We start from the raw sequence: 22,619 nt of genomic DNA, 5'->3' as shown, positions 1-22,619 counted from the left end.
ATTAATAATACTTTACAAATTTCTTATCCTGCAAGGCAGTGAGTTGTTCTGTTATAAGGGTATTCATATAGTATTGGAGCTCTTCCCTGCTGTTATAAGTAGGTTGGCGATCCTCCTTGGGAAATTCAAGTGTTTTGTAATCTACTTCTTCATTGATAAGTTTTACAAGTGAAGCAGCTGTGATTAAGTATATACGATATGAAAATTCATAAGAAGTTTCTTTATCTGCTATACTCTTCTGAATATATTCCAAAGCATCATTAACAAAACAGAGCGCTAAATAATCTTGGAAATAGTAATCATATATCTCTTGAAAATCAGGCAAGCCTTTATATTCGGTAACGGTTTTAAAGTGTAGGAAACACGCTTTGCGTTGTTCTGGGGTGATGGTAGGCACTTCAGCAATGAGAGCCAAAGAGTGTTCTATGGGATACCATAGGTTAAAATTTGCGGCAAAAGGTACTGCAAGTACTTCAGGCAAGAAAGCTAATAAGCCTTCGTATTGTTTGCTTACAAACAGACGCTCCACGAGTTCAGTAACAGTTTGTAGGTCTTTACTACTTTTGAGTGAAAACTTTTTGCGGAGCTTTTCAAGGAGTTTTTGCTGTTTTGTAGTTTTGCAATAAGGTGCTAATATTTCTATATTCATAACGGTCTAATAATTTTTTAAATAAGCTACTAATTTCTTTTCTACAAATTCGGTCATAGTATCAGCTTGTTTGATGACCTTGGGTTTGGCGTATTCGTGGGCAAAGCAAAATATTTCTTGAGTGTCGGGAGCATAGAGCAGTTTGTCGCCATCGCCGTATTTCCAAAACTCCCCAAGCACCAAATAGTCTTTGCCATTGAACACATCGGTATATAAGTCAGCAAAGCGGATTTCTACCCCTTCCAACCTAAGCTCCCCTATATGCTGGAAGAACAAAGTAAGTTCCTCAGAGAAAGTAACGCCCAAGTCTTGGCTCTTTTGGGTAATCTCGGCTAAGAGAATGCCTGCGGTAACCACATTATATTCGTCAAAATCCTTCAGTACCTGCTTGGTAAGTTTGGGATATACCGCCGAGAGTCGCTCCCAATCTTCAAAGGTAGCTGTTTGTGAGCTTGTCTGCTCTGCGCCTTTTCTTTTCTCCTTGAGTTCTTTGAGAGAAGTGGAAACAGCTGTGACAAGCTCTGTATCAGTAGCCTCTGTGAACCATTTTTTTAGAGGAACCATATAGTTTTTTAATCCTGCTTTCTTCAAATAATCAGGTAGTGCTTTGGGATTTGTTTTTAGAAAATAAAATTCTATCATATTGCGAATGAGGAAGTCCTTGCTAAAGTGCATCGTTTTCCCACTCTTGATATAATCCATCTTGAGAATGGTAAAGTTCAAGAAGTGGTCGTCCGCCAACGCCACTGGGGCGATTTCTTCCAAGGTAACACCTGCATCTTTTAGTGCTTTATGTGTGTAATTCAGCACAGTAAAGCTCGGCATTTCTTCCTCGAATACCATATCTATAATATCACAAAGCTTATCTAATATCTGCTGATACTTTTCAGAGGCAATAAGTTGCTCCATTTGTTCTTTGTCTTTTTGCTCTATGGACATATTTGTAATGTTTTAATTATTGTTTATAATCCACTTACCTGACTTTGTAGAACCTTCATGCTTAATGATCCCCAATTTGGTCATATTCTTAATATGGTATTTAATGCCATCAAGAGTAATACCTATAGTTTGAGCTAACTCCTTTTGAGTAACTTCTGGCTTTGCTTGAATAGCTACTAAAATTCTTTCTTGGGTAGTCCCCCTCGATTTATTGGGTAGTCCCTCTGATTTATTAGGTAGTTGCTCAAATTTATTGGGTATTTCCCCTGATTTATTGGTAGATTTATTGGTAGATCCCTCCTTTTTATCGGTAGATTTATTGGGTGTTTTCTCTATTTTATTGGGTAGTTCTCCTGATTTATTAGGTAGTTTATTGGGTAGTTCTTCCGATTTAATGGGTGTTTTATTGGTAGATTCTCCTAATTTATTGTCAGATTCTTCTTCTCCAAAACCTTCTTCAAAGTAGGTTGTAGAAATAGGTTCTACAACCCTAAAAGCGGTAATAAGTGAAAAATCAAAAGAAGCCTTTCCATTGCCATTCTCTTCCAATTCTTTCTGTACCCTATATACACCACGACTAAAGCGGTTCACATAACCCAATACCTTCATAGCCTCAGCTATAAAAGGATTGCGATAATCACTTACATTGGGGAAATTATTAGCACTTACCTTACCATAAAGCCCTCCTGCATTCTGTATCTCAATATGGTCATCATACTCATAGAAAGCCACTGGTGCATTACTCTCATAATCACGATGCATTATAGCATTCATCAAGAGCTCACGAGTTGCCCAATAAGGATATTTGGATACTGTCTTTTCCCTCAATACACTGATAGGAATAGGACGCTTTTGTGCTATGCTTGTCTCTACAAAGACGTCTATCCTTGGGAGTACCTTGCAGAGATTTCCTGAGAACTTATGTTCGTTAATGATATCCCCTGCCCTATCCAATCCCTTAAAGCGGACATACTGAATATAAGCTCCATGCAAAAAACGTTCTGGATTATTACCAAATAAGACAATAGCGGCATTGGTAGGACACTGATAGCGCAGGTCATAGAGACCCAAAGAGGCCATTTGTTCCTCAATAGTACGTTTGTCCTCTTGTAGAATATCCTCAGCAACTGCTTTAAAGAGGTACTCTTTTTTGAATAATGTAATATCTAAATCCTCAAGAGTGGTTCCCAAGCAAGGCATAGCATCAAAGGTGCGAATATTAGAAAGCCGACGCTCTGTCAAGAGCTTTTCTTCTGCTTCTGTAGCAATGCTCTTTCTTGGACCTACCCTTACCCAAATACGCCCACGATAACGCACAGGAGGCACTTGAGAAGGAGTTACCTCCACGACCAAAATATCTCCCTGAGCAAAAGAAAACTTCTCTACTGTCATCACTGGTTGAGGCAGTATATTACCATCGGTACGGATATTGGAGATTTGCAGTAGCAACTTGTCATCTACTTGTAGCCCTGCTAACTCCCCATTGTCCCTGACCCCTATAAGTAGATATCCTTTCTTTTTACTATCTGCCACATCATTAGAAAAAGCACATATCGCCTGAGAGAACTTATCCATATTGTCCGTAGCGACTGTTTTTTCTATGTGATAGCTTTCGGTATCTGAAAGTATTTTCTGTAAATGTTCCTTGGTTATCATTGTTTATTTTTGCTTTTGTTTTATCCCTCCAACTCCTTAGAATCTATCCCCAATACCTTATACCACGCTTGGGCGTTCTTTGAGGTGGGGTCTATGCCTTTGCCTGCGGTATAAAAAGGCTCCCATTGCCAATCCTCGCCTCCAGTACAGCCCACAGCAGCATAGTTCATCAGGAATTCCTTAAAATTATCAGCTAAATAAGTACCGAGATTGCTTGCACCATCGTGGCTGAGGTACACAACCTTACCATAGTTCTCTGGCTCTAACTCAATAGCGATATAATCACCGTTAACATTGATATGAAAACACAATTTGTTATACCAAATGCGGTCTTCTGGGTCTTCGTAATTAGGGAAAACATCAGCTGCCCATTCCTTGCGATGTTCCTCATAATCCAAAAGCAAATCCAACCCAAAGAGTAATTCCCCGCAATAGATGTGCGCCAAGGCATCGGGTATTATAGATTCATCTTCAATAGTTACATCATTCACATCCCAATAAAACTCCAAATGAGCGGTGTTTTCCAAAAGCACTTCGCGGAAATGAGGAGGCAATGTATAGCCCAATTGTGTCTCTACAGCTTTGACTTCCTCCTCTGTAGCAGGTTTTTCTATCGCAAGAGGTTCTGTAGCCCCACCAAGAGCTTCTATTTTACTAAGAAATAAGTTCAGGCGCTTTTTAAAAAGCTCAAAATTAAATGGTATATTCATTTTTTGAGGTTATTTATTATTTTTTAAGATGGTTTCTAAGGGTTCTGTTAGCAAAGTGATTTCAAAAGGGTCGTGCCTAAACTCATAAACATTCTTATCGGCATCTATCCCGATAAAATCGCCATCTCCATCGGTTATATCCTGTACGTGATAGTAGGTTTTGTCGTTTAAAGACACTTCGTATAAGTCATTAGGAGTTATATATTGCCGTTCTTCTTTGGAAAGAAGTTTTTCAATAGGGCTATCATCTAAATACTTTATGCGAATGTGGGAAGTATCTATCCCTACCGCCTCAGCTTGCCATTTTAGAAAGTCGTTATTAGCTGTAATATACATCAATAACAATCCATAAGCTACATTCCAACTCACCACACTACTTTTGCCTGTCTCAACCGACTGTATTACGATATTTTCAATTAAGAAATTCCGTCCTTTTTTATCTTCATACTTGTTGAGCAAAGGAATATCCAAACGCAGTTGATAGCGCTGTCCTTCGGGCTTCTTTATTCCTTTGATGGTTCCTTCTGTAAGTTGTTTTTGCAGGAAATGAAAACGCTGAGGCAGTGCAAGACTTATTTTTACAAATAACTCTTGCATTGCAGGAGTAAAAGTAGGCTTCTTTTTGAATAGATTACCTAACATATTTCTATTTTTCCAGTGTAACTAATACTTTTTACCCTTCCAACTCCTTTGGATTTATCCCCAATACCTTATACCAAGTTTTGGCGTTCTTTGAGGTAGGGTCTATCCCTTTGCCTTTGGTATAAAAAGGCTCCCATTGCCAATCATCGCTCCCAGTACAACCCACAGCAGCATAGTTCATTAGGAATTCCTTAAAGTTATCAGCTATATAAAGCCCGTGGTTTTCACTACCATCATGGCTCACATACACAACCTTACCATAGTTCTCTGGCTCTAACTCAATAGCGATATAATCGCCGTTACCTACTTGGTGAAAAGCCATTTTGTTATGCCAAACACGGTCATATTCGTTATTGTAATCGGGATATACATCCTCTTCCCAGCCCTTGCGACTTTCTTCATAGCCTAAAAGCAAATCTAATCCAAAAAGCAACTCTCCAGAGGAGATCTCTGCTAATTCATCAGGGAGAAAAACCCCATTTTCTTCGTCCTCATAGTCCTCGTCTTCATCTGTATAGATACTCCAATAAAATTCCAAATGAGCGGTGTTTTCCAAGAGTACTTCTCGGAAATGTGGAGGTAATGTATAGCCTAATTGTGCCTCTACTGCTTTGATTTCGTCCTCTGTAGCGGGTTTTTCTATCGTAAGAGGGTCAGTCTCACCACCAAAGTCTTCTATCTTTTCTAAGAATAGATCTAAACGCTTTTTAAAAAGCTCAAAATTGAAAGTTGTTATCATAATAAAAGTTACTTTTTAAATTGCAAATATTTTTTCTTTATAATATCCTATTGGCCAATGCCCTGAGTAGTAGACATTCACTATATTCTCCCAGTAAAGACCCAAAGTTAGTTGTTTTTCTACCAAATATTGCCTAAAAGCAAAAGCAATTGCTTTCTTTGCGACTTCTGTAAAGTCATACGGTCCGAATGAAAACAATTTTTTGTTCAAATTTCTATGCTCTTTCAAGAAGAACTGCACAATTTCCTTTCTATAAGGTAACAGATTTTCTGGAATTTGTATGTTTTTATAAAAAGGGTCTGCATCTGTAAGAGCTGAGGGTAACCATTGCACTTCTTTATACATTCCTGCAAAGGCTTCTTCCGTAGGATTTACAAAAGCCTGCTCCACATCTTTGAGAAGAATGACATTACTGCCCAAAAATTCCTTTACGCCCATTTTAGTAAAGAAATCTGTTTGAATAATTTTGTCAATTTCAGCTTCTAAATTCATTTCATTAGGAATTACTTGTTTGTTCTCTTCAAAGTGCAATTCAAAGTACAAATTTTGCACTTTGGAATTTGCTCTTTTGCACTTTGAAAATCCTCATTATGCTCCAAATTGTCGCAGATGATGGTCAAAATGTTTCCATTGCAGGATTCCCCACTCGTCGGGAGTGAGTTTGCCAAAGAAAGAATGCGGGTGCTGACTGCATTTTTCCCTTCCATTGTTATAAAAAAGGGTTATCAGCTCTTTAGCTCGTTGCTTTTCTTTCTCAAAATCCTCCATAGAGATGTCTGTGATAACATACATCTTATCAGTAGGGGAATTTTTGGGCATAGGCTGGTCGTTGATAAACTTTTTCTTTACCAATTTTCCTATAAGCCTACCGATAAATGCCCGCTTGGGGAAGTTTTTACCTAAAGGAGTTTCTAAAGAAACGTTCAAGTGGGCTAACATCTGTACAATGTTCATCTTTCCCCACTGACGTACGGCATCTACTTTCAGATTTTCTAACCGATTGAGTATTTCGTTCTTATCTGCTTCGTTATATAAATTTTTCATTTGTTTGTTAGGGTTATTTGTTCTCTCTTACACCTATAAAAATATCTACTTCGGAGGCATCGCCTTGCTGAGACTTCTCGGTGTAGCGCTCATAGTCATATATATAAGTGCGATTGAGCGTGGCGTCGTTGTCCCAGATATGTTGCCACATTGCCCCTACTGCTTGAGGCATTGCGCCCTTGGCTACAAACTTTTGAAAGGTTTGTTCAGGGAATTCCCTGCCCTCTAAGCCGTCGGGAATCGTGCTGAGTGTGGTAACTTCTACTCCTATTATACAAGTATAAGGCTCGGTATAGTCCTTTTGGTAATCGGTGTAGATGCTATAAATGGCATCGCTTACCTTATTGGGTATTTTTGCCAAAATTTGCTCACTAAAAAAGCGTTGCCAAAGGTTCCCGATATCTTGCATCGCTTGTCCGTTCTGATTGGTAGTGCGTACACTAATTCCGATGATTTCCATTTTCTATATGATTAATCTATGAGTTTAAAGAGACTTCTTCTTGTGCTATTTCATTGATAAGCGTTAAAAAAGGTTCTATATATTCCTTTTGATGTGCAGGGATAAAGTGCTTTTTATCACCTATGGTGAAGGCATCACCTTCTTGGCTCTTTTGTGCAGGGTGTTCTTTGATCTCTTGCCAACTACTTCTTACAGCTTCTTCCATCAAGTCCCTACTTATTAAGCCCTCCTTGGTAAGTACAAAGCCATAAAGCCCTCCAAACAAGAGAGGAGCTGCTAAACTTCCTAATAGAATGCCTTCTATCTTATGTTTGTTAGCAAACTTCTTATATTTCTTTTCATTTTCAGCATAGAATTTCAATTGATCTTCTATCCCTAACTGTTTGATTCTCCCTTTAAGGTCTGTAGCATTTTTAATCTCATCAGGCAATTGCCCTTCTGTTTTCAATTGAAGTAGAACAATGGTAAGTACCGTTTTCAAAGGAACTTCCAACATAGTGGCATACTCTTTTGGGATCGTTTCATCTACTTTCGTAATGAAATTTTGCCATAACTCACTAGCAAGGTCATCAGGGTTATCCTTGTTGGTAAAGAGATGACTATTAGCTTTTTTAGGGGTACTTATTACAGAAACATCTGTTTGAGTGAGGACTCTAAAATTGGTTATGACAAAGCCTACACTATCTCTTTTTCCTGAAAGTACAGTTTTGGAATGTACGCCAATGAAAGCATACACTTCTTCGTTGGGCATAGCTCCTAAAGGTGCTACTATTTGCTTTTGAGCTAACTGTAAAACTTCTTGACTATCTTCATAGATAGGATTTTTGACGTCTGCAACAAATAACACACGTTGTACAGCCTCACCTGCCTTAGATAAAAAGTTTTCTAATTGACTGATAATGTTAGTATTCATCTTCTTTGGATATTTTTAGTTACTTTATTAATAGTTAAATTTTTCTCTAACTCCTTAACTTACTTTACTTAATGATATTTTTCCTCTTTAACAACAAAAGATATAGGTAGTATAAAAGAAAAATCCCTAATATGACTACATCATATATAGAGGTTTGCTCCCCTAATAATTGCCAACGCTGACGAAAGCAAAAGGTATAAACGTCTAAAAGCAACATTGCTACAAGTGCACACATCATTATAGAAGTGGCGACCTTTTTGCGAAACAACAACACCGTAATAACACTTATAGGAGGCAAGAATACGGTAATACCGAATAAAATAGCTAATGCCAAAGGATAATTTTTGAAATAAATCAGTCCTCCTGCTCCAAAATGGCTGCCGATATACGCTTCATTGTAGGTCATTGTATGACAAAAATCATTGATACCTACGCAAGTAATCAGTAAAAACAATACGCTAAAGATCCAAATAGTAATATTCTTTGTCATTTTCTTTTTATTTAAATAGTTTTTAATAAATTCTCTTTAACTTCTTACAAACTTGCTGATACGCTCTAAAAGTTGGGGTTTTCTTCCTTTTAATTAAAATGCCCTACCTCTCTTGTTTTATAAACGCCCTTTACGATCTGCCAACAAACATCATAGCCCCCTGCTCCTGTACCATTTTGAGTCTCTATTAAGTTTTATCAGCTATTTTATATTCGCAATAAATTTCAATTTATTTTATAAAATCCTTTCCTATTTCTTTTTTAACGGTATTAAAAATTTCAGGATTATTCATTTCTTGCCAATTGTATTTTAAATACTTAGTTCGGTCAAAGTTATTGTTTTCCCTCATATAAATCCAAATGAAATCTTTATCGCATATAACTATCCTATTGGCATTTAATCTAAGAGCATACGATTGTGCTTGCTGAAAAGTTTCTTCCAACTCTGCATTAGACTTGATATAAAACTTTGTTTCTAATATCATTTTACCTCTTTCATAACCTTTTTTGGTTTCAGCAAAGAACACATAATCAGGAAAATTGCGTTCTCCTCGTCCCATTCTTACAGGAAGCTGTCGAACCCAATCATTTTCAGAATAATTGAGGCCTTTCAGAAAAGGTTCTACTATTTTAACCTCTACTTCTCGTTCGTTTTTACAATCCTGATTAAGAGTAAAGTTGGCAGACGAGAGTTTAGGTAACTGAGAAATATCCTCTCCTTTTTGTTGTAGTATTTCTAAAATCCAAGCATAATCTTCATTTTGAAGTCTTATGCCATTCACTCCTTGAAAGTTCTTGCGAACAATCGGAAGTCCCTTTAAATGCTCATCTGCTTTTATTTCAGCAAGAGTAATAGGTTTAATATGTTGGATATGTCCTATATGTGTTTCTCCATAATACCAGAAAAAAGGGTCACGAATACCATCGGTAACTGCTCTACAAACAAATTCTATACTACTTTTGGGAGAAAGACAATACATAAGAATTATATCACCTTTTACAGCATCTTCATTTCCTGACCAAAAACAAGTACTATCAGATTTTGCTTCACTCAGAAATTTGTAGTCCCCATTTTTTATTCCTCCCCCTGTTATCCAAATATTAGTAGGCTCAGGTAAAGTCTGTTCCTTTTCTTTTCCTATAAATTTAGGAGCAAAATCATAAAGGAAAGCACATAACTCAAATATGGTAAGATTATTTTGCTTCCTAAATTCATTCCAAAGCTTACAAAATTCTAAGTAGTATAAAGCTCTTTCTCTTTTGTCTTTTCTTAAAGGAACTTTTGGTAATTCAATATTAAAAGTATCTGCTATTTTTTGTAAGTTACCAAAGTTCATTTGGAAAAAATAAGGAATATAGAAGTCTTCCTCTCGTTCTTCGTTTGAAGAAAACAGGCATAAAGAAAAAGGCTCTATAAAGGCTATTATCATATCATATTCTTCTGGTTTAAAAATATCATATTCTTTTTCAGACTCATCCAATATCTTTAAACCATTTTCCAAAATATATGGATAAAAGTCTTTATACTTAATATTTTCTGGAAGAGGAGATGAATTTACGATATCATCAATAATAAATAAATATTGTTCTAAGTCTTTATTAGAACCATCTTTTACAAATTTAGAAATAATATCTTCCAAATATCCTTCCTCAAAAAGTTTAATAACTTCTTGCCCTTCTTTACTCTCTTTATAATTGTTCCAGATGAATTGATTAAGTTCCATATAATTCTGTTTTGGGCTTTTCATTATAAAAAGACTCTGGCAAAGCTCATTTTAATCACCTTTTTGTGCAATGACCTTTGCCAAAGTGCTGTGATTAACCATTAATCATTAATAATTAATCATTGTTTGTACATCTTTTCTCTCAATTCTTGAATATTTTTGTCGTCCATATACTCATCAAAGGTCATATAGCGGTCGATAATACCACTAGGGGTAAGCTCGATGATACGATTGGCAACGGTTTGCGAAAATTCGTGGTCGTGAGTGGTGAAAAGCACGGTGCCTTTGAAGTTTTTCAGCGAGTTGTTGAAGGCGGTGATACTCTCCAAATCCAAATGGTTGGTAGGTTCGTTCAGCATTAGCACATTAGCGCGCAACATCATCATACGGCTGAGCATACAGCGCACTTTCTCGCCTCCTGAGAGCACTTTGCAGTTTTTAAGGGCTTCCTCGCCACTGAAAAGCATCTTGCCCAAGAAGCCGCGCACGTATACTTCCTCGCGCTCTTCCTCTGTTTTTGCCCATTGGCGCAACCAATCCACCAAGGAAAGGTCTTGGGTGAAGAAATCGGAGTTATCCACGGGCAGGTAAGACTGCGAAGTGGTAATTCCCCACGCAAAAGTACCCGTATCGGGCTTGAGGTTGCCGTTGAGAATCTCATAAAAAGCAGTGGTGGCGCGTGAATCCTTAGAAATCACGGCTACTTTGTCGTCTTTGGCAAGGTTAATATCCACATTTTTAAACAATACCTGGCCATCGATAGACGCAGCGAGGTTTTCCACGTGTAGGATTTGGTCGCCAGCCTCACGGTCGCGGTCGAAAATGATCGCAGGGTAACGACGAGAGGACGGTTTGATTTCCTCGATATTGAGTTTCTCCAACATCTTCTTACGAGAGGTTGCCTGTTTTGATTTTGCCACGTTGGCACTAAAGCGCGCAATAAATTCCTGTAACTCTTTGGCTTTCTCTTCCGCTTTTTTATTCTGTTGCGCACGCTGACGGGCTGCCAACTGGCTACTTTCGTACCAGAAAGTATAGTTACCCGAAAAATGGTTGATTTTCCCAAAATCTATATCGGAGATATGGGTACAAACGGCATCAAGGAAGTGACGGTCGTGGGAAACTACAATCACTGTATTGTCATAGTTTGCCAAAAAGTTCTCCAGCCAGCCTATAGTCTCGAAGTCGAGGTCGTTGGTAGGCTCGTCCATTATGAGTACATCGGGGTTACCGAAGAGTGCTTGCGCGAGAAGTACTCGCACTTTGAGTTTGCCGTCCATTTCGGACATTAGGGTATAGTGCATATCCTCAGAGATGCCCAAATTGGAGAGCAGGGCTGCCGCATCACTCTCGGCGTTCCAGCCATTCATCTCATCAAACTGTATTTGTAGCTCACCGATGCGTTCGGCGTGCTCATCGGAATAGTCCGCATAGAGGTCGTCCATCTCTTTTTTGACTTTGGAGAGGACTTTGTTGCCCATAATCACAGTGTCTAAAACGGTGTAGTCGTCATAGGCATAGTGGTCTTGCTCAAGCACCGACATACGCTTGCCTGGTTCGAGGATCACACGCCCCGAAGTAGGTTCTTGCTTGCCTGAAAGAATTTTTAGGAAAGTAGATTTGCCTGCTCCATTGGCACCGATGATGCCGTAGCAGTTGCCTTGTGTAAAAGTTACGTTTACCTCATCGAAGAGGACGCGTTTTCCGAATTGTACGGATAAATTGGATACTGATAACATTGTTAATGATTAATGTTTAATGATTAATTAAAGATCTACGGTAAAAATAGTATTTAGTTGGTTCTTCAAAGCATATTTATAAAAATCTAATACCCCTTTGCTCCAACTCAACAAATAGTTAAGTTCTTCCTTGTTTTTAGTATATGAATAGTCTGAGGGAATTTTTTCAAAATTCTTTTTGATAATCTCTTGTAGATTATTCTCTTCAAGATAGTCTACAATTTTTTGAATATTATCGAGGTCATTCACAAATATTACACAATCATTATGATCCAATAATAAATAACCTCCAAAAACAATATTAGGAGCTATTCCTTCTTCTTTGTACCAATCACCCTCACAAAGACAATAATGAATGCCTTCCCACGCTTTATCTATCTGATAACTTTTGGGTGTACCCAAGAGATTTTCTTCAATAGTGTTGAGCATATAAGCATACATCTTGTCATCATCTTGTTCTGCAATAGCATCTACTTGCTCATCACTAAGTGCATAAAAAACGCCTAATCGTGCCATATTGTTTATTCTAAAGTTTAGAAAATGCAAAAGTACGGAATATTTGTAAGATATGGAAATTACTTCTCTGCAGTGATTATCAGTGCCATTGATTTTCCCTTATCAAAAGGGTCTTTTTTGAAATTACCATATAGGTTGATGGCTTGAAATCCTATTTGAGTAAGCCATTGGGTAAGTTCGTCAGCGAAAATAGGCTGTAACAGTTCCTCATTTTCTATGGTATCGTCCAAAATAGTCTTGAAACGAATTTTCCCTTCCTCATTGAGATAGTAAAATCGCTCAAACTTCACCTTATCATTGGTTATCAAGGGGAGATTACCGAGATAATCGCCTTGTTGCTGGGCAAAATATTTTTCAAAATTGACCAATTGCAGGACAAGTTTACCCCCTTGAGTGAGTTGTCCATAAGCTTTTTGTAAAAAGAGCTGTACAGAGACCTTACTATCCAAATGTGGGAGTGTATTACCGATACAAACAATGTTGTCAAAGGTGGAAAGCTCATCAATAGTAAGCATATCACGTTGTTGTACGCTAACGCCCTTTTCAGCAGCTTTGGCAATCAATCGCTCACTGAGGTCGATAGCGGTAACTTCGTATCCTTGTGAGCTTAGGTAAGCGGTAAGATTGCCCGTAGCGGCACCTACATCAAGGACAGTATGCCCTCGAAGCTCATCCGCAAAAAATGTTTGGTGAGCTGGAGATAGTGGAAAGATAAAATCGTATTTTTCCGCAATACAGTTATAGAACTGAGACATAATAAATAATGATTAATGATTAATGCTCAATGATTAATGCTCAATGATTAATGTTCAATGATTAATGGGATGGAGAGACTTTGTTTATAGATTTTAGCATAGCCTTCAATAGTCTCTAATTTATTAAAATTCAAATCTTTGTTTTCTTCCAACGAAGGATAAATGATAAGACAGTCTATGAGTTGGTTACTGTTTTCTAAGCCGAGTTTTTTATAAACCTTTTCTAAGCGTGCATAAGCACTCACCTGACGAATATCTTCTATCACTTTTCCTTCTTCGTAAAGAAGTATTAGGTAGCACTACTCTCAGGTAAAACTCTTTAAACTCAGATAATCTGCTCATGATTGTTTTTTAAAGCAACAAAGATACAATTTTCCTCTCAAAGTTCCACTCTTTTCTATAGGAAAAAATTCTTTTTTTTCGTAACTTTGCATTCTCTTATCTTGACAGATCTTATGAACAAAAAAATTACCCTAATTGATTGGGGATTAAAGGACTATAAGGAAGCTTGGGAAGAACAAGAGAAGCTCTTCCAGTCCACTATCGACCTGAAAGTGGCCAACAAAAACCTCCCCTTACCTATCGAGACTCCTAACTATTTGATTTTTGTAGAACACCCTCATGTACTGACTCTTGGCAAAAGTGGAGTCATGGAGCACTTGCTCATGAGTGAGGAGTTTCTTAAGGAAAAACATATTTCTTTCTATAAGGTGAACCGCGGAGGGGATATCACTTACCATGGCTTAGGGCAAGTGGTGGGGTATCCTATCTTGGACTTGGACAATTTTTCGCCAGACATTCACCAATACTTACGCTCCTTAGAGGAGGTGATTATCCTCACTCTTGCTGACTATGGTATCAAGGGGGAACGTAGCAAGGGAGAAACAGGTGTCTGGATAGAAGTAGGTACCCCGCGTGCTCGCAAGATATGTGCCATGGGGGTAAGAGCTTCTCGCTGGGTGACCATGCATGGCTTTGCCCTGAATGTCAATACCGACCTAAGCTATTTCAATTATATTGTCCCTTGTGGTATTGCCGATAAGGCTGTAGCTTCGCTTGAGGGCGAGCTGGGACACCAGGTGTCACTACAGGAGGTGCGAGAGCGTATCACCCAGCATTTCTTAGAGGTATTTTCGGCTACATTGGCCTAAGTACTACATACTCTTATAGCGATTGAGTATCTTAAGTTGCTCTTTGTCAAACTGATAAGGGTCATTTCGAATAATGAGCTTACCTTCTTCGTCTACCCAAGCGGTAAGGTAGGAGACATCAATGACAAAGTGCTGCTTAGGGCGTACCCTACGCTGGTCACGCCCTGTGGTCATGGCTTCTTTCACCTTCTCAGCATCCCATTCTTCAGAGCCTCTGAGCAGTTTCGTAGCCAATCTTTCTGGATATTCCACACGGATACATCCATGGCTATAGGTGCGTTGGGTATTGCCAAAAAGGCGCTTGGAGGGAGTGTCATGTAGGTATATACTCATATCATTGTAGAGGACAAACTTGACCAAGCCCAACGAATTGTTCTCAGAGGGAGCTTCTACAAAGTAAAATGCCCGCTTGCTAATGCGTTCGTCATGCCAATTGACCTTTGCAGGGTCTATTTCCTTATTATTCTCATAGAGCTTATAACCACGCTTAGCATATTTGAGGGAGTCTCTACTGCTTATGATATTAGGTATCATCTCCTTACGTACAATGCTTTGAGGCACAGACCAAGTAGGACGGAACTCTACATACCTTAGGCTATCAGAAAAAATAGGAGTGGGAGTCTCTGGATTGCCTACCACTACACGGGTTTGGAAGACCAAAGAATCCTTATGGAAGAGGCGCAAGCGATATTCGGGTATGTTCACCAAAATATAATCCTCTCCTAAGTCCTTATTATGCCAGCGCAAACGCTCCATATTCAAGAGCAGTAAGTCTCTTTTTTCCTTGGCTGTCATTAACAAATAACCCATTGTTTGGGCTCCTGGCACCCCATCTGCAGGAATTCCAATACTTCGTTGAAAATCTTTCACTGCTTCCACCAATAGTGAATCCACCTGTTCAGGATTTTCCTGTACAGGGGATTCATATCCCTTATGCTTCAGACAAGCACGTAGGGCTAAGATGGTACTATCAGCATAGCCTATAGTATAGCTCTTGAGATCTGTGATAGCAAAAGGGGTTAGTACTTCGGCGGTATCCTTCTCTAACTCTCTATAGCGCTGAGCCATCGCCTTATAGAAAGGTTGTTGGGGCTGTAGGGCTTCTATGATCTGAGAGAGGTTGTCATTGTCCTTGAGCTTGAGGAGCAGCTCCACATTGTCCAATAGCGGACGGGTACGCTTCCATACACGCTTCTCATCCCCTACCTTAGGAACTCTTCCTCGGGTAAGGTGACGGGTAAATAGCAGAAAAGAAGCAGTAATCTCCCTATCGGTCTCCTCCAAGTCTGTCAAGGATAGTCTCCCCTTATATAGGGAATCTACTTTCTGAGAAAGCTCCTTTTGGCGGTAGTTCTCTGGAAAAAATCCATAATCCGAAAGTGCTGTAAGTACCTGTATATAAGAGGTAAAAAGAGGTGAAGGCTTATTCTGATAGAGCCAACGGGTTTGGTAATTATATTTTTTGTAAAAATCAACTACCTCTCGCTCTATGGCGGGCTTGTACAAGGGATCCTTGATGGTTACCTTCTTGAGGGTAGCCATTGCGGTATCTTGCAGGGATACAGACTGATAGGATTCGTTAATCTCCCTATCGGCAAATTCGTCTACTACAGCTTTGCTGTTTTTTTCCTTACATCCTATAAGAAGTAATGAAAAGAAAAGAAAACACAAATGCTTTAACATGTTATTATTTTTTTGGGCGCAAAGATAATGATTTTTTTAAGACTATAATCAAAATTTTGGCATGTTTTTTGTGTAAATATTTCTATCCTAATTTTTTAAAAGAAAATTTATGAAAAAACTCCTATCTTTTCTCGTTTTATTTGGGGGATTATCTGTAGCGATGGCGCAAAAAACAATAATCCCAGAAGTAAAAGTAGTCAGCGAGGACAATGTTCATCCTATGCAGCTACAAGACCTCTCGGTGGATATTCTCGTAGTAGGGCAAACGGCCGTAACTACGATGGAAATGACTTTCTACAATCCTAACAACCGTGTGATGGAAGGCGAGTTTGAGTTTCCCCTCGCCGAAGGGCAGCAAGTCTCTCGCTTTGCCTTGGATATTGACGGCAAGCTCCGTGAGGGTGTAGTCGTGGACAAATCCTTAGGACGCAAGGCGTTCGAGGATATCGTCCGCCGTGGGGTAGACCCTGGTCTTTTAGAGAAAACGGAAGGAAACAACTTCCGCGCTCGTGTATATCCTATGCCGCGCAAGGGCTCTCGCCGTATCTTGATTGCTTTTGAGCAGGAACTCTCCCAAAAGAACGGACAGGATTTCTACTTCCTTCCTATTGCCAATGCGGCGAAACTCAAGAAGTTCAAGATTCGTACCGAGGTGGTCTCTCGCTTTGTCAAGGCCGATATCCAAAACTCCCTACAACTGGACTTTATCCAAAGCCGCAACAGCTATCTCAGTGAGGTGGAGAAAACTAACTTTACTTTGAACAAAAATATAGCACTACTCTTTCCTAAGATAGACAAACCACAACTACTTACCGCTTCCCAAGGGGATAAAAGTTACCTCTATGGAAATATTGCTTTGGAAAAACAAGAACTAAGGGCTAAAGAAGCTCCGAAAACCTTAGGAATCCTTTGGGATGTTTCTTCTTCAAGCGAAAAAAGGGACTTTGCCAAAGAATATATGCTCTTGGACAGCTATTTCAAAGAAGTAAAAAACGTAAAGGTAGTTCTCACTACCTTCCACATCTACGCTTCTAAACCTATTTCTTTCGAAATCAAAGAAGGTAACTGGCAAGCTCTCAAGGATCATTTGGACAAACTTACCTATGATGGGGCTACCGATGGCAATGCCATGACATTCCCTGCTGGAGCAGACGAATACTTCCTCTTCTCCAATGGTATTTTTAATTTTGGCAAGGAGGCATTCCAAATCAACAATCTCGTTAAAAGACTTCATGCTCCTGTGTGTGTCATCACCTCTGAGCTGGTGGCCAATATGGACAAACTACAGTACTTAGCAGGGGCTACAGGAGGTAGTTTTATCAACCTCTCCTCTCAAGAACTACTCGATGCGGTCAAGGCATTACGCTATCAGTCCTTCCAACTCTTAGGATATAAGGTAAAAAGTGGGAATGTAACTGACTTATATCCTCAAAAAGGAGCATTGGTAGGGGAAAACTTTACTTTCTCTGGAGAACTAAACTCGGATGAGGCTACTTTGGTGGTGTCTTTAGGGTATTCAGGAAAGGTTGTCGTAGAAAAAGAGGTTACTTTTTCTAAAAACAACTCTGCCTCTGCTGGAGAATTTGCTCTTTTACGCCGTATATGGGCAGAAAAGAAGATTACCCAACTCCAAAGAGAGGGAGCACAGGCCAAGGATATTGATGCTGTAGGGCGCCAATATGGTATCGTAACCGAAGGAAATTCTCTGATCGTATTGGAAACGGTAGCGGATTATGTACGTTACCAGATCACTCCTCCCGAGGAGTTCCAAAGAGAGTACAATCGTCTTGTTAATACCGAAAAACAAAATAAAGAAAAAACAAAGAAAGCACACCTTGACCATATTGTAAAACTCTCTGAGGCTCAAAGCAAATGGTGGAATACCTCCTTCCCTATCGCAGGTACCAAACCTGTCAAGAATACAGCAGATCAATCTTCCAACGAGAGTACCGCTGGTATAAATGCCCGTGCTAGTGCCTCCACGCTCGTTATACGTGGTATAGGTTCTATTTCAGAGAGTAGCCAGGCTGAGTTGGCTGAAGTAATGGTAGGCTATAGTCGCTCCTCCAGAAAAAAAAGACGACAGAACAAAAACGCTGCTAAAGAAACTGCACAGGTTCTTAATTATGAAGAGCAAAGTGAGGACTATGAAGATCGTAGTGGTGAGCCGACAATGAACCCTTCCAAAATAACATTAAACCAATATAATCCTGACACCCCCTACCTAAAGGTGATGGAGTATGCCGATCCTGCCAAAGCGATAGAGACTTACTATAAGCTCAAGAAGGAATATGGGCAAACACCTTCTTTCTATGTGGATGTGGCGGATTACTTCTTCAAAAAAGGGGATACCGAGCAGGCTGTTTTAGTGGTGTCCAACTTGGCCGAATTGGGCTTGGAGGATGCCCAACTACTCCGTGTATTGGGCTACAAACTCTCTTCCTACAAGGCTCATAAGGAAGCTATAGAAATATTCCGTAAGGTGCTCTCTATCCGTGAGGAAGAACCTCAGTCCTATCGTGACTTAGGACAGGCTCTCTCCCAAGGGGGAGAATATCAACAGGCTGTAGAGACCCTCTACAAGGTTGTGGAACGTCCTTGGGATGATCGCTTTAGGGATATACAACTAATCGTTATGAACGAAATTAATGATCTTGTAAATACACAAAAGGGTATCCGCACTTCTTTTATAGACAAGCGCTTGCTCAAGAAGGAACCCGTAGATATTCGCGTGGTACTCACTTGGGATACGGACAACTCCGATATGGACTTGTGGGTTACCGACCCTGAAGATGAAAAATGCTACTATGGACATAGACAAACTTACTTAGGGGGTATCATAAGCCAAGACGTAACAGGGGGCTATGGGCCTGAAGAGTTTATGCTCAAAAAAGCTCCTAAGGGCACCTATAAAATAGCGGTAAATTACTATGGAAATCGCTCCCAAAAGCAGCTTTTCCCTGTAAGCCTTCGTATTACTTTCTTTACGCACTATGGTACTCCTCAAGAGAAAAAACAGGAAACTACCGTACGTCTCTCTAACCAAAGAGAAGTCATAGAAGTAGGAAGTTTTGAGTTCTAAAAGACAAATGTATGAGACATTTATTGATCATCTTAGTAGTCTTATGGGGATTTAGTTCCTGTACAACTAATGCTACTTTTACTTTCCATAAGAACCAAACAACCTCTCTCTTAGCAGAAGTAGATATGGAAGGTATCCTCAAGTTTACAGGAGATAGCATAATGAAGTCTTTTACTAATAAGGAACTTTCGAAGAACTGGAAAAGTCTTTACCAAATAAGTAAAGAAAAAGGAGAGCCTATAACCAATAAAGATTCCATAGAATTGGCCAAAAGAATGTTCCTCAAAGGACTTTACAAAGGAGAGGTACCTTATGGATTTGCCCTCAAAGCCGATCGCATAAGTCAAAAACAATGGAGTGGAATGGAAAAAATTTCCAAGAGTGAAAATACTAAGTATGGAGATTTATTTGCTTCTGTTTTCAAGTGGGATGGAAAAACTCTTATATTCGATCCCCAAGAGCTTACTAAGATCGGTAAAAAAGAAAAATTAAACTGTCCCGAAGAAGAAAGTAGTGAGACCTCAAAAGAAGAGATTAAAGCTACTTCTGATGAAACATCCGAAGCAGCTGCCTCCTCTGAAACTATACAAAAAATAGAAAGCCCTTTTCAGATGAAAATCAATCTCTTTTGTAAATTTGATCGAAAGATAAAATCTATTCAAGGAAATCATCCTTACCTCCAGCAGATAGATGAACATACATTACAATTTAGTTTTAATGCATTAGACAAGCATCCAAAAGAAAGAGGAGATTCCAAGATTATTATCATTACTAAGTAAAAACAAAGTGCGTAAAATGAAAAAGGTATAGCTAAGTTTGATTTTAGCTATACCTTTTTATCTTTTGTATTACCTCTTACTTATCCTCTGTGGGTACCTCTTCGGAGGGTATCTCTTGAGGAGTTTCGTTTGCCTTGGCTAAATAATTTGGCAAATTAAGTCCTGCCATATTGAAGAGATCGTTAAGTGGTGGTACGGTCTTCATCATACCAGAGACAAAGTTGGCAGTAGAAGTATTACCATTTTCCCCCTGACCTGAATCCCAAACAGTAATCTTATCAATCTTGATATTCTTAACTGCTTCCACTTGGGTTTTTACCAGTTCAGGAAGCTTTTCTATGAGCAACAATTGGAAGGCTTTGGTAGGATCACCTCCTGCAGCACTTACCACATCCTTATATCCTTGTGCCTGCTTGGTGAGGATTTCAAAGAGACCTTTCGCTTCAGCTTCCATTTTCGCATAGATGGCATCGGCTTCCCCTTTGGCATTCTCACGTAAGCGGTCTGCTTCCGCTTGAGCTTCTATAATGACGCGTTGCTTAGCGATTTCAGCAGGGACAATGATATTGGCCTGTTGGGTAGCACGCTCTCTTTCTGCACGAGCCGATTCGGCTTTCTCTTCAGCAGAATAGGCTTCTTCCAAGGCCTTAGCCTGCTGTACTTTCTCTGCTGAGATAGCGATACGCAAGGATTCTGCTTCTTTTTCTCTACGAAGGGCATCAGAATTGGCAATCTCTATCTTAGCCTCGTTCTCCCCTTTGATGGCGGAGGCATTAGCTTCAGAGATTTTGATACGGCTATCACGATCCGCTTCTGCCTTCCCTATGGATTCATCTTTCTTAGCTTCAGCGATACCCACCGTTTCATCCTTTTTGGCCTGAGCGATACTAATTTCCTTATTTTTTTGAGTAATAGCGATTTTTACATCCCTATCTCTTTGTGTTTCTGCTATTTGTGTATCACGCTCTCTATCAGCAAGAGCTTTACCAGTCTCCCCTATCTTTTCTTGTTCAGCTACACTAATCTTAGCTTCGTTGATAGCCTTAGCTGCGGCTTCCTTACCAAGGGCTTCTATATAACCTGACTCATCTTTAATATCGGTTACATTGACATTGATGAGTTTCAGACCTATTTTTTTGAGCTCACTATCCACATTTTTAGAAATGTTGTCAAGGAACTTATCTCGGTCGGAGTTGATCTCCTCAATAGTCATAGTAGCAATCACCAAACGAAGTTGCCCGAAGAGAATATCCTTGGCCAATTCTTGAATTTGTTCAGGAGAAAGCCCTAACAAGCGCTCTGCAGCAGCATTCATATTCTCTGGCTCGGTGGAGATAGCTATGGTAAAGCGACAGGGCACATCCACACGGATATTCTGACGGCTCAGTGCATTGTATAGATTGGCCTCGATAGAGAGTGGGCGCAAGTCCAAATAGGCAAAATCCTGAATTACAGGCCATACAAAAGCCCCTCCTCCATGTATACAGCGTGCAGAAGAGCCTCCCGTACGCCCATAAATAACTAATATCTTGTCCGAAGGACAACGCTTGTAACGCGCAGTAAGCGACACAATCGTTACAAATAATACGACTGCAAATATCGCAATCAAACTAATTGGTGATGAAAAATCCATTTTATTTAATTGTTAATTATTAACTACTTAGCCCTATCCTCTATTCATTCTTCTTTCTTGACTACCCTGCGATCTTCTGTACAAAAACAATAGCGTCCTTTATCTTGACTATTTGTACCATAGCACTGGAGGGAATGCGTTCCCCTTCGGTCATGGCATCAAGCTCACGAATAGAGCCGCGAATACTTAGAGTAATCTTCCCTGTTCCTGACAGATATTCTGGGATAGGTACATATACCTGTGCCACCTTGCCAAGGGTTTCTTCTATCTTAAAAGAATTGTCTTCAGCAAGCCTCATAAGAGCCTGTACTGTGAGAAAGAAAATATAGACAAAGAGGCATCCCACCAATACGGCAAAGATAGTAAGCGTTATTTTGTTATCTATGACCTCATAGAAAGAAATACCTGTCCAGCTGAAACCTAATAGAAAGTTAATGAGATTTCTTAGTGAAAAGAGCTGAAAAGGTGCATCTGCTCCAGAGAAATCTCCGTCAAAATCGGCCGTCAAACCATCTGAGGCATTAGCCCCAACGAAAGCCATAATTGTCTGAATGATAAAGATAATAGATACAGGAATGGCTATAAACCAAAATCCTTGTAAGTAGGTATCCATCATTGAAAATATTTCCATAATTTTATTTTTTAATCGGCAACAAATGTACAAAAAAAATCATACTTTACAAAATTTTCTCACTTTTTATTGGACTATAAAAAAGAAAATTCTTTTTTGTTGGATTTTATTTATTTTTTCATTACCTTTGCTCTTATTCTCCCCTTAGAACATGTAAGGAGAAAAAATAATTGTAAATTATTCTATTTCAATATTTTATGAGTGAGAAAGATTATCAATTTAGCTATAAAACATATTTATTAAGCGAGGCTAACGAAAAGGATAAAGCCCTTATAGAGAGTGCTTTTCAGTGTAGAACCAATGCCTATGTTCCCTACTCCCACTTTGGCGTAGGCGCCGCTATATTACTTGACAATGGACAGATTGTTTTGGGGAATAACCAAGAAAATGCAGCCTACCCTTCTGGCTTATGTGCCGAACGTACAGCTTTGTTCTATGCCAAGGCCAATTACCCTGAGGCGAAAATCATCAAAATAGCCATCAGTGGTGATCATATGGAGCACCCCAAGGGGGAGATTACCACCCCTTGTGGCAACTGCCGTCAGGCATTATTAGAATACGAATGCACACAGGGAAGCCCTATCACTGTACTCTGTGTAAGCTCCAAAGGAAAGGTGCTGGAGATTCCTTCTGTGAAGAATCTTTTGCCTTTCTGTTTTGACTTTTTCTATGACTAAACCCTTGA

23 protein-coding genes are annotated in these 22,619 nt (G+C 39.4%); 4 read left to right on the top strand and 19 right to left on the bottom strand.

Annotated features, from left to right (window positions below; all coding sequences use genetic code 11):
• Position 1: 1 nt before the first annotated feature.
• The 16 genes from CAPGI0001_RS06050 to CAPGI0001_RS13195 all read right to left on the bottom strand — a co-directional run bounded on the left by CAPGI0001_RS06050 (position 2) and on the right by CAPGI0001_RS13195 (position 13,241).
• Complete coding sequence (locus tag CAPGI0001_RS06050; RefSeq protein WP_002667814.1) at positions 2 to 649, bottom strand: DUF6707 family protein; 648 nt, start codon at positions 647 to 649, stop codon at positions 2 to 4.
• A 6-nt stretch (positions 650 to 655) separates the two neighbouring features.
• Positions 656 to 1,588: a hypothetical protein gene (locus tag CAPGI0001_RS06045; protein WP_002667719.1), complete on the bottom strand. Its 933-nt coding sequence runs from the start codon at positions 1,586 to 1,588 to the stop codon at positions 656 to 658.
• A gap of 12 nt (positions 1,589 to 1,600) precedes the next feature.
• Positions 1,601 to 3,244 (bottom strand): RNA-binding domain-containing protein, encoded by a 1,644-nt coding sequence (locus tag CAPGI0001_RS06040; protein ID WP_002667778.1) that lies wholly within the window; start codon positions 3,242 to 3,244, stop codon positions 1,601 to 1,603.
• A 20-nt stretch (positions 3,245 to 3,264) separates the two neighbouring features.
• The gene (locus tag CAPGI0001_RS06035) at positions 3,265 to 3,954 is read right to left on the bottom strand and encodes an SMI1/KNR4 family protein (protein WP_002667722.1); all 690 of its coding nucleotides are present in this window, start codon (positions 3,952 to 3,954) and stop codon (positions 3,265 to 3,267) included.
• Positions 3,955 to 3,963: 9 nt separating this feature from the next.
• Positions 3,964 to 4,596, bottom strand: a complete 633-nt coding sequence (locus CAPGI0001_RS06030) for a hypothetical protein (protein WP_002667870.1) — start codon at positions 4,594 to 4,596, stop codon at positions 3,964 to 3,966.
• 31 nt (positions 4,597 to 4,627) lie between these two features.
• Positions 4,628 to 5,335 (bottom strand): SMI1/KNR4 family protein, encoded by a 708-nt coding sequence (locus CAPGI0001_RS06025; protein WP_002667745.1) that lies wholly within the window; start codon positions 5,333 to 5,335, stop codon positions 4,628 to 4,630.
• 15 nt (positions 5,336 to 5,350) lie between these two features.
• Positions 5,351 to 5,827 (bottom strand): hypothetical protein, encoded by a 477-nt coding sequence (locus CAPGI0001_RS06020; protein WP_040359829.1) that lies wholly within the window; start codon positions 5,825 to 5,827, stop codon positions 5,351 to 5,353.
• A 96-nt stretch (positions 5,828 to 5,923) separates the two neighbouring features.
• Positions 5,924 to 6,379 (bottom strand): DUF1569 domain-containing protein, encoded by a 456-nt coding sequence (locus CAPGI0001_RS06015; RefSeq protein WP_002667695.1) that lies wholly within the window; start codon positions 6,377 to 6,379, stop codon positions 5,924 to 5,926.
• A 13-nt stretch (positions 6,380 to 6,392) separates the two neighbouring features.
• Entirely contained in the window at positions 6,393 to 6,839 is a 447-nt protein-coding gene (locus CAPGI0001_RS06010; protein WP_002667857.1) for a GyrI-like domain-containing protein, read from the bottom strand.
• Between the two features lie 16 nt (positions 6,840 to 6,855).
• Entirely contained in the window at positions 6,856 to 7,752 is an 897-nt protein-coding gene (locus tag CAPGI0001_RS06005; RefSeq protein ID WP_002667826.1) for a hypothetical protein, read from the bottom strand.
• 64 nt (positions 7,753 to 7,816) lie between these two features.
• Positions 7,817 to 8,242: a hypothetical protein gene (locus tag CAPGI0001_RS06000; RefSeq protein WP_002667713.1), complete on the bottom strand. Its 426-nt coding sequence runs from the start codon at positions 8,240 to 8,242 to the stop codon at positions 7,817 to 7,819.
• A gap of 229 nt (positions 8,243 to 8,471) precedes the next feature.
• Positions 8,472 to 9,965 (bottom strand): hypothetical protein, encoded by a 1,494-nt coding sequence (locus CAPGI0001_RS05995; protein ID WP_002667907.1) that lies wholly within the window; start codon positions 9,963 to 9,965, stop codon positions 8,472 to 8,474.
• Between the two features lie 119 nt (positions 9,966 to 10,084).
• Positions 10,085 to 11,704, bottom strand: coding sequence for an ABC-F family ATP-binding cassette domain-containing protein (locus tag CAPGI0001_RS05990; RefSeq protein ID WP_002667736.1), 1,620 nt, complete (start codon positions 11,702 to 11,704; stop codon positions 10,085 to 10,087).
• 27 nt (positions 11,705 to 11,731) lie between these two features.
• Positions 11,732 to 12,220, bottom strand: coding sequence for a DUF1877 family protein (locus CAPGI0001_RS05985; RefSeq protein WP_002667835.1), 489 nt, complete (start codon positions 12,218 to 12,220; stop codon positions 11,732 to 11,734).
• A 59-nt stretch (positions 12,221 to 12,279) separates the two neighbouring features.
• Positions 12,280 to 12,975 carry a class I SAM-dependent methyltransferase gene (locus CAPGI0001_RS05980; protein ID WP_002667763.1) on the bottom strand — a complete coding sequence of 232 codons (696 nt, stop codon included), beginning with the start codon at positions 12,973 to 12,975 and terminating at the stop codon, positions 12,280 to 12,282.
• A gap of 47 nt (positions 12,976 to 13,022) precedes the next feature.
• Positions 13,023 to 13,241 (bottom strand): hypothetical protein, encoded by a 219-nt coding sequence (locus tag CAPGI0001_RS13195; protein WP_002667683.1) that lies wholly within the window; start codon positions 13,239 to 13,241, stop codon positions 13,023 to 13,025.
• A gap of 189 nt (positions 13,242 to 13,430) precedes the next feature.
• Between CAPGI0001_RS13195 and lipB the strand changes: the two genes are divergently transcribed.
• On the top strand, positions 13,431 to 14,126 hold the full coding sequence (gene lipB / locus CAPGI0001_RS05970; RefSeq protein WP_002667785.1) for a lipoyl(octanoyl) transferase LipB: 696 nt from the start codon (positions 13,431 to 13,433) through the stop codon (positions 14,124 to 14,126).
• A gap of 3 nt (positions 14,127 to 14,129) precedes the next feature.
• Here the strand turns inward: lipB and CAPGI0001_RS05965 are convergent, their stop codons facing one another.
• Positions 14,130 to 15,809: a L,D-transpeptidase family protein gene (locus tag CAPGI0001_RS05965; RefSeq protein ID WP_002667752.1), complete on the bottom strand. Its 1,680-nt coding sequence runs from the start codon at positions 15,807 to 15,809 to the stop codon at positions 14,130 to 14,132.
• A 109-nt stretch (positions 15,810 to 15,918) separates the two neighbouring features.
• Between CAPGI0001_RS05965 and CAPGI0001_RS05960 the strand changes: the two genes are divergently transcribed.
• Both CAPGI0001_RS05960 and CAPGI0001_RS05955 read left to right on the top strand, forming a co-directional pair.
• Complete coding sequence (locus tag CAPGI0001_RS05960) at positions 15,919 to 18,891, top strand: VIT domain-containing protein (RefSeq protein ID WP_002667831.1); 2,973 nt, start codon at positions 15,919 to 15,921, stop codon at positions 18,889 to 18,891.
• An 11-nt stretch (positions 18,892 to 18,902) separates the two neighbouring features.
• Positions 18,903 to 19,670, top strand: coding sequence for a hypothetical protein (locus CAPGI0001_RS05955; RefSeq protein ID WP_002667899.1), 768 nt, complete (start codon positions 18,903 to 18,905; stop codon positions 19,668 to 19,670).
• A 76-nt stretch (positions 19,671 to 19,746) separates the two neighbouring features.
• Here the strand turns inward: CAPGI0001_RS05955 and CAPGI0001_RS05950 are convergent, their stop codons facing one another.
• A complete protein-coding gene (locus CAPGI0001_RS05950) occupies positions 19,747 to 21,303 on the bottom strand; it encodes a flotillin family protein (RefSeq protein WP_040359808.1) in 1,557 nt (518 codons plus the stop codon).
• A 61-nt stretch (positions 21,304 to 21,364) separates the two neighbouring features.
• The gene (locus tag CAPGI0001_RS05945) at positions 21,365 to 21,934 is read right to left on the bottom strand and encodes an NfeD family protein (RefSeq protein ID WP_002667777.1); all 570 of its coding nucleotides are present in this window, start codon (positions 21,932 to 21,934) and stop codon (positions 21,365 to 21,367) included.
• A 197-nt stretch (positions 21,935 to 22,131) separates the two neighbouring features.
• Between CAPGI0001_RS05945 and CAPGI0001_RS05940 the strand changes: the two genes are divergently transcribed.
• Positions 22,132 to 22,611 (top strand): cytidine deaminase, encoded by a 480-nt coding sequence (locus CAPGI0001_RS05940; protein WP_002667750.1) that lies wholly within the window; start codon positions 22,132 to 22,134, stop codon positions 22,609 to 22,611.
• Positions 22,612 to 22,619 lie beyond the last annotated feature (8 nt).

It is taken from the genome of Capnocytophaga gingivalis ATCC 33624 (genome assembly GCF_000174755.1).
GTDB lineage: Bacteria > Bacteroidota > Bacteroidia > Flavobacteriales > Flavobacteriaceae > Capnocytophaga > Capnocytophaga gingivalis.
The sequence above is the reverse complement of the archived record's forward strand: the minus strand, read 5'-3'. Positions and strand labels throughout refer to the sequence as shown.